Below are 14,810 nucleotides of genomic sequence, written 5' to 3'. Positions count from 1 at the left end.
AAATACAACGCTAGAAATACGCAAAAAACGTGCGACCGTTTTACTCGGCCCGCACGTTTTTTTGCCTCACTATTTCCGATTTCGAATGACCTGTAAGACCACCGCTAAAATAATAATGACGCCCTTAACGAACCGTTGCGGCCCCTGCGCGACATCCAGCAGGTTCAGTCCGTTTGCGATGACCCCCATGATCAGGGCACCGATAATCGTGCCGAAGATGGCACCCTTGCCACCCTGCATATCGGTGCCGCCGATGGCAACGGCGGCAATGACGTCCAGTTCGATACCGTCAGCGGCGGTCGGAACAGCTGAATCCAACCGTGCTGTTAGGATGACCGCGGCAATGGCACAGCAGAGCCCCGAGATGATGTAGACCATCGCAGTATTGCGTTTCACTTTGATCCCAGATAGCTTTGATGCTTCGGCATTGCCGCCAATCGCGTAAATGTGACGGCCAAACTTGGTGTACTTCAGTGTGTATGCGCCAATGATGAAAACGATGACCATTAAAATTGCTGGAATCGGGATGACCCCAATTGAGCCACCCAAATAATCAAAGGCTGCCGGCAAGGTATACACTGGCTGACCACCAGAAATCGTGTAGGCCAGGCCCCGGAACATGGTCATCGTTCCAAGTGTGGCTACGAAGGGCTGTAGATTCAGCTTGGCAACCAAGAAACCGTTCAGTCCGCCAATGGCACCTCCGATGACCAGTCCGGCTAGGATGGCCAGCACTACGGGTACGCCAGTCTTCATCATCATCGCCATGGCAAGCCCATCAAAGGCCACGATCGACCCTACGGAAAGGTCGATGCCGGCAGTTAAAATCACATAAGTCATCCCGACCGCAATCGTGCCGACTTGGGCAATTTGCAGCAGCACGTTAAAGATGTTGTTTAACGTGGTGAAATTGGGGGCAAACGCGGCCATCGCTACTAACAGTATGATGAGGGCAATCGACACACCGAAATTATTGTTTGAAACTAGCCGCCGCCAGACAGATTCACGCTGCGGCGTTTTTACCTGCGTACTCTCCATATTATTCAACCTCACTCGTGGCTAACGTCATGATTTTTTCTTGGGTCGCCTCACCCCGGTCAAGTTCGCCGGTCAGCTGACCTTCACGCATGGTTAAGATTCGGTCACTCATGCCGATGACCTCAGGCAGCTCGGATGAGATCATCAGAATGCCCACCCCATGCTTTTTCAATTCATTCATAATTGTATAAATTTCATATTTCGCGCCCACGTCGATGCCACGAGTGGGTTCGTCCATCATCAGAATTTGCGGCTGCGCTTCAAGCCACTTGGCGATGACGACTTTCTGTTGGTTACCGCCGCTAAGGGTTCCGGCCTTTTGCCGCCCGTTAACGGCTTTTATATCCAGGTCGTGCATGAATTTCGCGCCGACCTGCCGCTCCTTTTGCATACTCAACGCCAACCGATTTTTTTGAATGGCGCGAAGTGCGGGAAGCGTGATGTTCTGGTTAATATCGAGGGTCATGATCAATCCTTCATCGCGTCGGTTTTCGGTAACAAACCCAACGTGGTGGGCAATCGCATCCGCTGGGGACGCCACTTTCACCTTTTTGCCGGCAACGAAAATTTCACCCTCATCAATGGGGTCAATACCGTAGATGGCCCGGGCAATTTCAGTTCTTCCGGCACCCATCAGCCCCGCAATTCCCACGATTTCACCCGCGTGAACCGTTAAACTTACATCGTGGACGTGTGCATTTGACAAGTGACTGACCCGCAAAAGTTCGCTACCGAGTTCCTGTTCCACGTGGGGAAACTGATTTTTAATCTCCCGCCCCACCATGAGCTGGACGAGGCGGTCGTGACTGGCCTCAGCAATCGGTGTTAACCCAACTGTACTGCCGTCCCGCATGGTGGTGACATAGTCGCCGACGTACTTAAATTCCTCCAGCCGGTGAGAAATATAGATGATGGAAACACCATGGGTCTTCATCTCGTTAACGATAGCGAAGAGATTTTCAATTTCTTCATCCGTCAGCGCCGACGTTGGTTCGTCCATAATAACGATTTTGGCATCCACGGACAGGGCTTTGGCGATTTCCACCATCTGTTGCTGGGCCACCCCGAGTTTGCCAACCTTCGTCTTCGGGCTGATGGCCACGTGCAACCGATCAAGAATCTTTTGTGCTTCGCGATTCATGCCTTCAAAATCCACCTTACCGCCAAAGCCAACCAGTTCCTTGCCCAGAAAAATATTTTCAGCAACGCTCAGGTTTGGAATCAGGTTGAATTCCTGATAGATCATACTGATGCCGTTTTTCTCAGCGTCAGCCGCATTGTTAATGGTCACCGGCTCGCCGTTGATGCGAATCTCACCGCTATCCTTGTGATAGGCGCCGGTGAGGACCTTCATCAGGGTGGACTTCCCGGCACCATTTTCGCCCAGCAGGATATTTACCTGCCCGCGTTTAAGGACCAGGTCGGCATCCTTAAGAATATGAACACCCGAAAAACTGATATTGATGTGGGTCATTTCTAAAATGGTGTCGGTATCAATCACAATTACTCACCCGTTTCGTTTAAATTGATTACTTGATGTACTTGTTAACGTTACTCTTATCAACGACCACCGTTGGCACTTCGTTGATCTTGTTGGCCTTCTTTTCGCCCTTAATGGCTTTGATGGCGTCTTTAACCGCCCGTTTACCCATTAATTTAGGATTGGTGTAGACACTCCCAGTAACGTTGCCCTTCTTGATGGATTCCAAAGTGTTCGGGTTGCCGTCGATTCCAATGGTAATGGCGTTTTTAATGCCGGCTTGTTTAGCTGCTGAAGCGGCCCCGATGGCCATTTCATCGCTTAGCCCATAAAAGGCATTAATTTTCTTGTTCCCCTGATACATGTTGGTGGCCACATCCAATGCTTTCCCGCGATCCCAGTTAGCTGATTGTTTGGAAACGATATTGATGTTCTTGTATTTCTTAGCCGCGGTCACAAACCCGCCCTCACGATTTTGGGTAAAGACGCCAGGCAGTCCTTCAAGAATACCAACGTTCAGTGTCCGATCGGCGTACTTGGTGCCCATCCACTTAGCCACACTGGCACCGGCTTTAGCTTGGTCGTAACCAACGTACGAGTACACCTTGGCACCCTTAACCTTGCTGAGCGAGTTGAAAACGACAACGGGTACTTTATCACGGTTGGCCTTCTTCACGGCAGCTGCCATGGTCTTGTCGTCAGTGGTACAGATGGCGATAGCGTTGGTACTCTTGCTGAGGGAATCCTCGACGATTTTCAAGAGACCTTCGTAGTCGTCTTCCTTCTGGGGTGCCAGCACATCCAGTTTGTATCCCTGCGCTTTGGCTTCCTGCTTAGCCCCTTCAATGGTCGACTTATAAAACGGGCTGACCATGGCCGGTGGCAAGAAGGTAATGGTCTTTTCCTTTGTGGCACTGCTGCTTGATTTGCCACAGGCAGCAAGACTCCCCACCATCAACGTTGCGGCAAATAGGATCGATGCTTTCTTTAAAACGGATCTCCAATTCTTCACGACAATTCCTCCCAAAAAATGGTTACCAGGCATGGTTAACCCCAATGAATTATTTATGACACCTTATATAACGATAAATCATATATAAGGCTTGCAAGAGAACTGTATCATAGCTAATTTTAGAATTCAACGTCACAAATACAGAAAAGTATCGTTTTATACATTAAAGATACTGGTACATCGCGGTTTTTATACGGACAAAAATATTTTATCACGTGATATATGACGACATATATTAAACGTTTTACTTATTTTTGCATATTGATTCCGGTACTTGCGTGCACAAAAAAAACTCGCAGGCTTGATGCCCTGCGAGACTTTTGGTTACGATTTTTATTTTGAGGTGTGGCTTTAACGATGGCGATAGCGGAATGTGCGCTTAGGCAACTATCCGCAAGCAAACAGTCGTGGTTTCAACGATACTTGCACAGATTCCTAGTTCGGAATTGTGGGTTTGGTTGACCTTGATTTTCTTGCTGCGTGCTTGGATTTTATACTGCTGAAATGTGTTTTGCAAGGCTCAAGGCTAATGTTTAAGCGCCTTTCGACTCACAATCTTAGTTTGGGATTGTGCCTTTGATTGCCTGAGTTGTGTTGGCGACGTGCTTGGATTTTATATTGCCGAAACGTGTTCCGCAAGGCAGGAGGCGGAGCGTAAGGCACTTCGACCAAAAAAGGCAGACCCGGCCTTTTTCGGTCAAAGTGCCTTACGCTCCGCCTCCTAGACGCCTTGCTCCACACTCTTTAATTTGTCTGCTTCACCTTAGCATCTTCGTACATGTAATCTCTGGTCATTGGCAGCCCAGTTCCACTAGGTTGTTTTGTTAACAGATACTGCATCACGTCGATGTTGCCTGATTCAAATGAACCGGCGCAGGCCTGCAGGTACAAGTCCCACATGCGGGCAAATTCTTCGCCGTACTTTTCGACGGCTTGGTCAAAGACCTTGAGGTAGTTTTGGTCCCACATTTCTAGCGTCTTTTGGTAATGACGACGCAGTGGTTCCAAATCAGCCAACTGTAGCTTAGCATTCATCACATGAGTCAAGTTTTCGGCCATGTTTGGAATGTAGCCGCCCGGGAAGATGTATTCGCTGATAAATGGATCCACACCAGCACCTTCATGTTGGCCGGTAATCCCGTGAATCAACGCACGACCATCATCCTTCATCAGATCACTGACCTTCTGGAAGTAGATACCCAAGTTTTCCTTACCAACGTGTTCAAACATCCCAACTGAAGTGACATAGTCAAATTTGTCGTTCATTTCACGGTAATCTTCCATGATGACATCAACTTTGCCTTCAAGGTGGCGTTCCTTAATTTGTTGTTTTGTGTAGTCGTATTGTTCTTGGCTTAATGTGATCCCCGTTGCGTTCAGATCATATTCTTCAGCAGCCGTGAACAACAGTGTGCCCCAACCACTACCAATGTCTAACAACCGCTTGCCAGCTTCTGGTTCGAGTTTGTTTAGAATGTGGTGGACCTTGTTCATTTGTGCTTGTTCAAGTGTGTCGTCTTCATGTTCGAAGTAGGCGCATGAATAAGTCATCGTATCGTCTAACCAAAGTTCATAGAAATCATTACCAATGTCGTAGTGACTCTGAATATCCTTTTCACTGGCTTTCTCAGAGTGTGACTTCTTTGGTAAGTGCTTCAAAAATGGATTGTTGGTTAAGAAGCTGCCTGTGTGGCTGAAGGCTGAAGTGACTAAGGCTTGAATGCTGCCGTCAATTTCGAGGTCCTTCTTCATGTAAGCTTCAGCCAACGTTTTCGTTGGCGCCGAAGTGATTTCTTTAACTGGAATTTGCTTGTTGAGCTTGATTTTAACAACCGGATTGCCCTCACCATAGTTTTCCGTTTTGCCATCCCAATAAGTTACGGATACTGGAATATCAAATGCCCGACTTAGTAATTGACGATAAACTGTTTTCTCTAACACCGATTTTTCCTTCTCTCATGCAGGTTATTTAGATGACTAAGCATTAGTATCTAAATTAATCAAAAAGATTTCATTATGCTTATATTTATTGATTATTTATTAAGAATAGTTGTCTTTTTTACATTTGTCAAAAAATTTAGCCGATTTCACGCTTTCATTTTCAAGTTTAGACAGATTGTTGTAAGTGTATGACGCTATGCTGGCAATACCGTCAAAAAAAGGCTCGTCGTTGCGAAAACGACACACCTTTTAACTGTTTTTTCACTGATTAACCTGCATGTAACGATAAACGTTTCCTAATGGTCCGGTGTATTCCGTCTGCCAAGGTTTTGGTTGCCGCTGATAATGCAACAGTTTTGTGTTGGCTGAAATCCAGTCAGGAGTGAGCCCAGCTTCAAGATAGCAGTCGTAACTAGGCACATCAAAATTCCACTGTTTATCGTCAATCGGGGTGACCTGTTCCCCGTATAATCCGTTCAGAATATCCTGGTCGACTAATGGCAAATCATCATGGGTGGCAATGTAGGCCGCAACATCCTTGAAATTGATCACCTGCCGCGCTCGGTCTAAATCAATCAGTAAAACACCGGTGTTATAGTACGCGTGATTAATTTGCATCCGCTGTCGATTTTCTTGTTGTCTGTCTTGATGTGCAGCAGCGGCGAAGGGTTGGTGATTCATATCAAGTTGCCACAATGCGTCTAACGGTCCCTGTGCTAAAACATCCGGATCAATGTACAGCACGCGATGCAATGTCTTCGGTAATATTTGACCACTTAATAACCGAAAGTAAGTCTCAACTGGGTATTGATCGGTAATTGGTGCATCACCGAATACGGCTGGTGTTGCCTGGCAGACTTCAAACCTCATTCCAAGATCAGTTACCCACTGTGACAGTGCTGTGAGTTGCTTTGCTGCGATGTTTCGATGAATGAGCCAAACACGAACAGGTTGTTTTTCATTTTGGTAAATAGATTTTAACAGTGTTTTGAGTGGCGGAATGTAAGTTTCGTTCACAGTTACTAGAAGTTCAATCGGCATTTTTTGAAACCTCTTTTTTGAGTTTAGTTCTATTATAGAGGTTTGATTGGTGACTGCTTGTGTAAATTAAAAAGAAGCCGTCCGTTAGCAGCTTCTTTGGGTAACTATTTTGAGGATGCGTGGAGGTGGGGTGGTTGTACATTCCTAATATTGGCTGGCTAAACTTGTTTCAAAAACCAAAGACGTCTTTGCGTTCTTCTTTTACCTAGCTGAAACGTGCTGCAGCAAGCAAAAACTTGCACCTAAGACAAAGAAGACAGTAAATCCGGAACCGGGATTTACTGTCTTCTTTGTCTTAGGCTCCAGTTTCTGGACGCTTGCTTCCGCACTCTAGCCTCTTCCATTAATCATCAAATCCACAGTCGCCGTCTGCGGCAACATTGGGAGATGATTGTGTTCTTCTAATTTAACACTGGACTGACTTTTTTTGGCCAAGTTTTGAATCAATCTTTGTGCGAAGTTGCTCGTCATACCAGTAATTAACCATGTTCGTTTCATATTTTAGTATCCCCTTTACAACAATCGATTTCCAGACATGTAGACAGGTCGTTCACCTGTCAATCGCACGGCTTACGTGCTTTTGCTTGAGAATATAATACCCCAAAAATCGTTAATGTCAATGAGTCTGACTGGATTTCTTCTTAAATATTCTCGTATTAGTCCAAGCCCCTTTACTGGCAACCCTTCGACGATAACGGTACACTTGCAAGTATCTGATAAAAGGTAAGTGATGATCGTGACGAAACGTGACATCAGCGTTGGTACCCGCGTTGGCCTAGAACTAATCAACAATAAGTGGTACGCCTTAATTTTAACAAATTTGACCGATGATTTTTCGGATTTTATGATCTTACGCAAAAAAATACGCGGCATTTCGACCCTTAACTTGTTGTTAGCCATCAGCAAACTAATGACCTTAGGCTTGATCACTGATGATGATGAATACGCCTACCGTCTATTACCAGCGGGTGTGGCGATGCAAAACGTCTTAAATACCTTGCATCACTGGGGTAATCAGCAATTAAAAGGATTGAATCAAGCAACAATGCGTTAGGTTAACATCATTAAAGGGGAGAAACTATCATGACAATTGCAAAACCGCGTTATGATCGGTTACTGACAGGCACCTTACTAGCCGCTACAGCTGGCGGTCTCGATTCTTATACCTACTTCACACATGGTGAAGTCTTCGCCGGCCTGCAAACAGGTAACTTGATCTTACTAGGCAGTCATATTGGGCTGGGAAACTGGTCACGCGCCAGCCATTATTTAATTGCTATTTTAATGTTTATGATCGGCACCATCATTGCGCGATTCATTCAACACCGTTACCGAGAAGGTTTTCGTATGAGTCGACAAACATTTGTCGTGAGCTACGAAATCGTTCTAATGGTTCTGGCTGGCAGCATAACAGCAGTTGTGCCTACCATGGTAACCATTGGTCTGCTGTCCATGGCAGCCGCTGCCCAATTACAAGAGTTTCGACAACTGAAGGGCAAGGGGTTCACGTCATTGATGATGACTGGTAACTTACGGACGTTTGCTGAAGCCATCTATGACGGCCTGTTTAAACGAGATACATTAGCTTGGGATAACTTAACCACCATCGGTACGATTTTGCTAGGATTCGTTGCCGGGGCCGCATTAAATGGTCTGTTGATCGGCATCCTGCATGGGCAAACCATTTTTGTTTCAGCTCTTATTTTGGTGGTAACCATGTTGGCAAGCCACAGAGGCTAACACGTCCCCCCAAAACCAAATAATAATAGGTACTAGAATCACCTCTCATGGATGATTCTGGTACCTATTTTTACTTATCGTAGTGTTTCAGCTTGTCGAATCTGCACTTCACTGAGATTTCTCTTAGCTGGTTGGTGCATTGCTATTTCATTGCTTGATAATCAATGCTTGCTCAAGCCATTGATGTTTTTGTGGCTGAAGGCATAACTCGTTGTCCTCTTAGGCCATCGTGTCGAGTCGCGTTCCAACGTGTAGGCATCTCCCACTCACGCAACTCTAGTACAAATCCCTAGTGTGGGAATTGTGGGATTATTTGACTTTGTTGTGACGTGCTCGGCATTTAAACATTGTCGAAACGTGTTCCCATGGTTGAGAGCAACTGTTTACGCAACTTCCGATAAAAAACCAGAAACGGAAATTTCGGTCGAAGATTGCTGTGCTCCGCCTACAAAGCGCTTAGTTCAACACTCTATTGTGCGGTATATCCACCATCGACAACAAATTCTGAACCAGTTGCAAACTTAGATTCGTCTGAGGCGAGGTAGACACAGATGTAGGCGATGTCGTCTGGTTCACCGATATGGCCCATTGGTGTCTTTGTACGAGCTGACATAGCTTCTTCAGCACCTGGTAAATCTTCTACCAATGGTGTTTTAATGTAGCCTGGGTGAACGGTGTTAACACGAACATCATAATTCATAATCCTTCAAAGCACAGTCAACGGCTGCTGACTTTGACATGATCCGAACGCCGCCCTTTGAAGCATTGTAGGCACCCAGGTTAGGATCGCCGATAAAGCCTTCAATTGAGGACATGTTAATGATTGAAGCACCGAGATGCTTGTTCTTCATCCGTTGAATTCCTAAACGGGTACCAAAGAAGACAGCATCCAGGTTGATAGCCAATTGTTTGTGCCATTCGTCTGTCGTTGTGTTTTCAATACTCTTGTTGATGGCAATCCCAGCATTGTTGACCAACGTGGTTACAGGACCATAAGCCTTTTCGGTTTCGTCGAACAATTCGACCCAACCCTTTTCATCAGTTGCGTCATGTTTGATGAACCGAATCACGTCTTCGCCGCCGATACTCTTAGCAGCTTTCTCACCAACGTCAGCGTGACGACCGGTGATGACAACCTTGGCGCCCTCATCAACGAACCGCTTTGCGACGCCTAAGCCAATACCCAATGTACCACCAGTAACAATTGCAACTTTACCCTTTAACCGATCTGTCATGTGAATCCCTCCGAGTTAATTTTTAAGTTTATTTTGAATGAATTTAGTATAGCATATAATTTGATAAACTGTTCACAATTAGATTAAAAATCACACTATTTTCATAAATAAGTCATATTTTGGGAACTGTAATCCATGTTTCCAGGCGCTTATATAAAGCGCTTTATCTGCTATCAAATCAAAGTTTAAGTTTTTTTAAAAAATGTCCAATGTACCCAGAAGATGAATCCATATCTTTTGATTTAATTAATGAAAAATTCACAAAACACATCATTTTCAGTCAAAATTGTCCATCATTATTATTTAATGTAACAATTAGCAAGCACCCCCGTGTCCTTTTTTGAGCAAAGGCTCTATAATCAGTATCAAAGGAAGTGTTTACGATATGGCAAACGAATCAAACGAAGGCGCCGCTTGTGCCTGGCAGCCGAAAAAGAAACCATCCGCAATATTAAACCAACGCTTTTCAACCGGCGACCTGCCAATCGAACCTAACCGTTATTCATTGATTTGGGCCTATTTTTGCCCCTGGGCAAACCCCGTTAAAATGGAAATTGATCTTTTAGGACTCGACAACGTGATTGCTAGCAGCCCCATTTATTCTTTACGTCACACAGGAATCGATGACGACTGGTTCTTCGGCCCAAGTGAGACTGATGAGGACCCGATTTTAGAAATCAATCGTGTCTCGATTGCGTACAAAAAGGCTGACCCAGGCTTTGACAGCCGACCGACGATTCCAGCACTGGTTGACGTCAAAACTGGCGCTGTGGTTATTAGCCAATCTGCAACCTTGCTTGAAGAACTTGGTAGCGAATGGCGTGACTTCACTGCCCCTGATGCTCCGGACCTCTTTCCAGAAGCCGAACGTGATGACATCAGCGCGCTTAGTAAACGTATTGCCGACCTATCGAAAATCATCAACGGTGCATCAACTGCCACTTCACAAGAAGGGTTTAACCGACTCTCTGACCGGTTTTTCAATGAACTAAAGGATTTTAATCAACGGTTAGCCAATCAAGCCTATCTTTTCGGTGAGCATCTGACGACTGCTGACTTGATGTTATTTGCCCGACTATTGCGTTTTGACTTGGTTTGGTACTATACGGCAAAGCTCAATCAGCACAAACTGCAAGACTATCCTAACCTTTGGCGTTATGCCCGGGTACTGTACAGCAATCCCATCATTAAAGCAGATACCGATTTTGATAAGATCAAACAGCATTTCTATCAGGTGACGCAAAAGGTAACTAGCTTCGATCATGTGATCCCAGCCGGTCCAGATATGAGTGATTGGACTGATTAATAAAACAGACCCAGAAGTTGTTGTCATTTATATGACATGCAGCTTCTGGGCCTATTTTTTAAAAAATAAATTAACGCTTCCTATATTAGTCGTTTAATCATCAACGACCGAAAACCGCTCGTGCAAATGTGTTGGGTTCTCAATCTCATCAAGCACTGCGCTGGCAAGATTGCCAGTTGATACTTTAGATTGCCCCTCTTTATTAGTTAACAAGTCATCTTTTCCAATCCGATAAGTCGTCTTAGGCCCCGGCACAAAACTTGCTTGTGGTGAAATAGCAGTCCAGTTGACGTTATCGACCCACTGCAGAAAGGCATATTCGTGGACTTGTTGAATAGGTGTTTGAATCCAAGGTTGTCCGGCATTTTCCTTCAAAATATTGTCCAGCAATGGCTGACCATTTGCCTGTTTAAGCGAACTGGCACCCAAAATAAAGAACAACGTTGTGGTTGCATCATTACGAAAGGCACTAACCAAACGAGCCGCTAAGTCTAAGTGCTGATATGTAGCCTCTCTTGAAGCAAAAGCGTCCACAACGTAGTCAAAATTTGACAGATCATCGTAGGTCAACGATAACGCATCTTTTTCAATGACCGGTACGTCACTGCCCAATATCTTATTTGCCTTAGCCGTACTACGCACAATTGCCGTTACTTCAATGCCCCGAGCCTGTGCCTGTTTGACAATTTCTTGACCAGTATGCCCAGTCGCACCAATGACACCAATTTTCATTTTGAACACCTCGTTGAATTAATTTGTTGCTAGAGTTACTTAAAGTCTAGCACTGCTAACGATGACAGCGTTCGAATAGGCTCATGGCAGTAAATTTTCTAAATTTCTAGCCGAAACGATTGGCGCCCGAAATGCCGAGACAACATTGCTCAAATGGTAGAAAGAAGTACCACATAGCACAAGCTACTGCTACCGAATGACCAATACTGATATCGGTGCGTATTTTGCCATATATGCAGCTTGGCTCCCAAAACGTCGCTTGATGCCCTTCTTCGCAATGGATCCTATGATCAATAGGTCCGGATTAACATGGGGAATAATGTTCTTCACAATTGTTTCCCCCGCATCACCTTCATCGACAATTAAGTCGACATCTTTGACGCCAGCCGCTTTCGCCTGACGCTGATAATCCAACAGATGGTTTTCCAGATCACTGCGCTCACCATGAATATAATCCTTATCCAGAGCTTGGTAAACGCTCATATCATCGCTTTCGAGTACCGAAGCAATCGTCAACTTAGCGCTCAGTTTCACGGCGTAGTGAATCGCGTAATCAAATGCGAGTAATGCATCTTCAGAATCATCGACCCCAACTAAGATACTTGTAAAATCAGTTTTAGCCATTATCTGACCCTCCCTTAATTTGCAGTGCCAGCTGCCGGGTTATTTTTGTCGGCATTAGCAATCTGAGCTTCCAGCCGCTTATTGCCTTTATACAGGTCATAAATGGTCCAGATCAACAGCGCTAACACGGCAACAATTAAAACGTAAGCAATCAGATTAGCCGTCTGTGTTTGCGCCGCCGTGATGTTTGCACCATAGAATCCAGCGATGGCATCAGGCAAGCCTTTCATGTTTAAAAACGTCAGTGCAATCACTGAGAACCAGCCACAGACTTTAACCCACATATGATTTTTGAACCGTTCCCCCATTTCCAATTTACTGTTCGTCATCATCAGCAACGGCAACATTGAAAATGGTAAGGCGAATGCCAAGAAAACTTGTGAGTTGTTCATCAGATTATTCAACGCCTCATGTTGCTGAATTGGCGTGTCGCGACCAGTTAAGGCAACGCAGAACAGAACAGGAATGACTGAAATAACTCGGGTGACTAAGCGCCGGAGCCATAGTGGCATCCGCATATGAACAAAGCCTTCCATAATCACCTGACCGGTTAAAGTCCCAGTGATGGTTGAATTTTGACCAGATGCTAACAGTGCGACTGCAAATAAAATGGACAGCACACCAGATTTAGCGACACCAATCAAAACACCATTGCTTAACATCGACGTGTCGGAAAGTGCTTGAAATAAGCCGAAAAACGAAGGATCCTTCACGGCACCGCTCCTAAAGACGGCAACCCCCATGATCAGCAGCAATGAGTTCACAACGAAGGCCAGCGATAGTTGAATGTTGGAATCCCAAGTTGAGAACCTTACCGTCCGAGCAACGTCTTCTTCGTCGTTGTGATCCATTTTCCGTGTTTGGGAAATGGCCGAATGCAGGTACAAATTATGCGGCATAACGGTGGCGCCAATGATGCCTAACGCACCGGTCAATGGTGTATCTCCGTTGACGTGAATGGCACCCGAGAAGGTGTTGCCATTTGGGACTAATCCGGCAATCACACCACTCCAGTTAGGACTCGACAGCGCGACTTGATACGCAAAAACCAATAAGATTACTAAAATCAAACAAACGACGATTGCTTCAATTTTCCGGAACCCAATTTTCGTTAATAATAGCAGTACTAAAACATCAAGAACCGTGATCAAAACAGAAATCACTAATGGAATATGGAACAGAAGGTACAGTGCAATGGCTGCCCCAATAACTTCGGCGATATCCGTCGCCATAATTGCTAATTCAGTAAGGAGCCACAACACGATTCCCAGAGATTTGCTGGTCCGAGCCCGAATTGCTTGGGCAAGGTCCATCTGACTCACGATGCCAAGTTTAGCTGCCATGTACTGCAACAACATCGCAATCAAACTTGACATTAAGATAACAGACATCAATAAATACTGAAAATTTTGACCCCCGGTAATGGAAGTAGACCAGTTACCTGGATCCATATACCCGACTGCAACAAGCGCACCGGGTCCGGAGTACATGAATAACGCCTTCCAAAACCCGATATTCTTTGGAACTTCAACGGTACCATTGATTTCTTCCAACGACTTTCCGTTGGCGTATTCAATCAAATGATGCTTTCTTGGTTGATCTGCCAAAATTAAAACCACCTTTCTATTTGTGACCACACACATTGTACAATAAAGTTTATGTCATTCAAATAGAAGTTTAGGTATTCCTTAATAGATATTCTATAGAATCAAATATAGTTAACGCTTTCTTTGCTGTTTTAATAGGTTTTACAATATTTTCATAATTAATAAACTTTTTTTCTGTGTCCCAAACATTTATCAGACGAATTGCTAATATATGACATATGTCTGATTTATTAGGGTGTTATAAATGTTTCAAAATGGTCATAATGTCGCTAATTATCATTTAACAATTATTTTCATAATTATATAATTGACTTTTATTTTCGGTTATCCTAACATAGACATGAACTTAATTGTTCAAAGTAGTGCGTTCAACCAACTACTTTTCTATGGGCTAAAGTACCGAACCCACATGGATTCGGTACTTTTTAAATTTCTCCTATCATCCGTTACTGAATAAGCGTTCCACTCCCACAAGGCGTCTCTGGAAAGGGACGCCTTTTTCGTAGCTGTGCCAAAATAAAACTGGAGCAAAAGTCTATATTAGGGATAAAGATGATTAGTCCTTCCCGTTTATTTAGCTAAGACGAGCAAGCAACCGCCCCCAGCCACATAAGAGCCCCATCTAAAACCTAAGTTCAGGATTTTAGATGGGGTCCTTAAAGTTTGGACGCAAATCCGCCTTTTTGTCATGCTCTTATTCTTATGATTACTCATACATTTATTTTTCATGACTCTTTCTCGGCAACCGAGCGGAAACGAGTTCCTCAAACCAAAGACTTGCACAGAAGCGGACTATTTTACAAAATCTAAGCCCAGGATTTTATAAAATAGTCCGCTTCTGCTCCAGTCTTTAACCGGTTTGTTCCACTCTCTCCTAAGATTAACCAAGGAAATAAATTTATACCGCTCTTTCTAGGCCACCGAGCGGAAACGAGCTCCAGAAAGCAGAGACCGGCCACGTAAGCGCCATTAGAGACAAATCCAAGATCGGGATTTGTCACTAATGGCGCTTACGTTCTGGTCTCTAACCGCTTTCTTCCACTCTCTTTCCTTC

13 protein-coding genes and 1 pseudogene are annotated in these 14,810 nt (G+C 44.7%); 3 read left to right on the top strand and 11 right to left on the bottom strand.

What is annotated here, in order from left to right; all coding sequences use genetic code 11:
- Positions 1-69: 69 nt before the first annotated feature.
- The 7 genes from FC82_RS09950 to FC82_RS16740 all read right to left on the bottom strand — a co-directional run bounded on the left by FC82_RS09950 (position 70) and on the right by FC82_RS16740 (position 7,010).
- Positions 70-1,038 carry an ABC transporter permease gene (locus FC82_RS09950; protein ID WP_056996895.1) on the bottom strand — a complete coding sequence of 323 codons (969 nt, stop codon included), beginning with the start codon at positions 1,036-1,038 and terminating at the stop codon, positions 70-72.
- A gap of 1 nt (position 1,039) precedes the next feature.
- A complete protein-coding gene (locus FC82_RS09945; RefSeq protein ID WP_202813733.1) occupies positions 1,040-2,539 on the bottom strand; it encodes a sugar ABC transporter ATP-binding protein in 1,500 nt (499 codons plus the stop codon).
- Positions 2,540-2,567: 28 nt separating this feature from the next.
- Complete coding sequence (locus tag FC82_RS09940; RefSeq protein ID WP_054762346.1) at positions 2,568-3,530, bottom strand: sugar ABC transporter substrate-binding protein; 963 nt, start codon at positions 3,528-3,530, stop codon at positions 2,568-2,570.
- A 379-nt stretch (positions 3,531-3,909) separates the two neighbouring features.
- Positions 3,910-4,047 carry a hypothetical protein gene (locus FC82_RS16900; protein ID WP_162260941.1) on the bottom strand — a complete coding sequence of 46 codons (138 nt, stop codon included), beginning with the start codon at positions 4,045-4,047 and terminating at the stop codon, positions 3,910-3,912.
- A 227-nt stretch (positions 4,048-4,274) separates the two neighbouring features.
- A complete protein-coding gene (locus FC82_RS09935) occupies positions 4,275-5,471 on the bottom strand; it encodes an SAM-dependent methyltransferase (protein WP_056996894.1) in 1,197 nt (398 codons plus the stop codon).
- Between the two features lie 261 nt (positions 5,472-5,732).
- Positions 5,733-6,512, bottom strand: a complete 780-nt coding sequence (locus FC82_RS09930) for a glycosyltransferase family 8 protein (RefSeq protein ID WP_054762348.1) — start codon at positions 6,510-6,512, stop codon at positions 5,733-5,735.
- Between the two features lie 330 nt (positions 6,513-6,842).
- Positions 6,843-7,010 (bottom strand): hypothetical protein, encoded by a 168-nt coding sequence (locus FC82_RS16740; protein WP_156405142.1) that lies wholly within the window; start codon positions 7,008-7,010, stop codon positions 6,843-6,845.
- A gap of 232 nt (positions 7,011-7,242) precedes the next feature.
- On the opposite strand from FC82_RS16740, the gene FC82_RS09925 reads away from it, so the two are divergent.
- Together FC82_RS09925 and FC82_RS09920 are read left to right on the top strand one after the other, a co-directional pair.
- A complete protein-coding gene (locus FC82_RS09925; protein ID WP_056996893.1) occupies positions 7,243-7,566 on the top strand; it encodes a winged helix-turn-helix transcriptional regulator in 324 nt (107 codons plus the stop codon).
- Positions 7,567-7,595: 29 nt separating this feature from the next.
- Positions 7,596-8,252 carry a YoaK family protein gene (locus FC82_RS09920; protein ID WP_054762350.1) on the top strand — a complete coding sequence of 219 codons (657 nt, stop codon included), beginning with the start codon at positions 7,596-7,598 and terminating at the stop codon, positions 8,250-8,252.
- A 469-nt stretch (positions 8,253-8,721) separates the two neighbouring features.
- Here the strand turns inward: FC82_RS09920 and FC82_RS09915 are convergent.
- Positions 8,722-9,487: pseudogene (locus FC82_RS09915) on the bottom strand (NADP-dependent (R)-specific alcohol dehydrogenase).
- Positions 9,488-9,872: 385 nt separating this feature from the next.
- On the opposite strand from FC82_RS09915, the gene FC82_RS09910 reads away from it, so the two are divergent.
- The gene (locus tag FC82_RS09910; protein WP_054762352.1) at positions 9,873-10,793 is read left to right on the top strand and encodes a glutathione S-transferase C-terminal domain-containing protein; all 921 of its coding nucleotides are present in this window, start codon (positions 9,873-9,875) and stop codon (positions 10,791-10,793) included.
- A gap of 93 nt (positions 10,794-10,886) precedes the next feature.
- Here FC82_RS09910 and FC82_RS09905 read toward each other — a convergent pair whose 3' ends face one another.
- The 3 genes from FC82_RS09905 to FC82_RS09895 all read right to left on the bottom strand — a co-directional run bounded on the left by FC82_RS09905 (position 10,887) and on the right by FC82_RS09895 (position 13,756).
- Positions 10,887-11,525 carry an NAD(P)H-binding protein gene (locus tag FC82_RS09905; RefSeq protein ID WP_054762355.1) on the bottom strand — a complete coding sequence of 213 codons (639 nt, stop codon included), beginning with the start codon at positions 11,523-11,525 and terminating at the stop codon, positions 10,887-10,889.
- Between the two features lie 189 nt (positions 11,526-11,714).
- A complete protein-coding gene (locus FC82_RS09900) occupies positions 11,715-12,149 on the bottom strand; it encodes a universal stress protein (RefSeq protein ID WP_054762357.1) in 435 nt (144 codons plus the stop codon).
- A gap of 14 nt (positions 12,150-12,163) precedes the next feature.
- Positions 12,164-13,756 (bottom strand): Nramp family divalent metal transporter, encoded by a 1,593-nt coding sequence (locus FC82_RS09895; protein ID WP_054762359.1) that lies wholly within the window; start codon positions 13,754-13,756, stop codon positions 12,164-12,166.
- Between the last annotated feature and the right edge of the window lie 1,054 nt (positions 13,757-14,810).

The sequence above is a fragment of the Secundilactobacillus collinoides DSM 20515 = JCM 1123 genome, assembly GCF_001435975.1.
Classification (GTDB): Bacteria; Bacillota; Bacilli; order Lactobacillales; family Lactobacillaceae; genus Secundilactobacillus; species Secundilactobacillus collinoides.
This window is presented reverse-complemented; position numbering and strand designations above follow the sequence as displayed.

Excerpts from the sequence above, each read along its gene's own strand:
- FC82_RS09950 (WP_056996895.1), bottom strand. The coding sequence starts at position 1,038 with ATGGAGAGTACGCAGGTAAAAACGCCGCAGCGTGAATCTGTCTGGCGG.
- FC82_RS09930 (WP_054762348.1), bottom strand. The coding sequence starts at position 6,512 with ATGCCGATTGAACTTCTAGTAACTGTGAACGAAACTTACATTCCGCCA.
- FC82_RS16740 (WP_156405142.1), bottom strand. The coding sequence starts at position 7,010 with ATGAAACGAACATGGTTAATTACTGGTATGACGAGCAACTTCGCACAA.
- FC82_RS09925 (WP_056996893.1), top strand. The coding sequence starts at position 7,243 with ATGATCGTGACGAAACGTGACATCAGCGTTGGTACCCGCGTTGGCCTA.
- FC82_RS09920 (WP_054762350.1), top strand. The coding sequence starts at position 7,596 with ATGACAATTGCAAAACCGCGTTATGATCGGTTACTGACAGGCACCTTA.
- FC82_RS09910 (WP_054762352.1), top strand. The coding sequence starts at position 9,873 with ATGGCAAACGAATCAAACGAAGGCGCCGCTTGTGCCTGGCAGCCGAAA.
- FC82_RS09905 (WP_054762355.1), bottom strand. The coding sequence starts at position 11,525 with ATGAAAATTGGTGTCATTGGTGCGACTGGGCATACTGGTCAAGAAATT.
- FC82_RS09900 (WP_054762357.1), bottom strand. The coding sequence starts at position 12,149 with ATGGCTAAAACTGATTTTACAAGTATCTTAGTTGGGGTCGATGATTCT.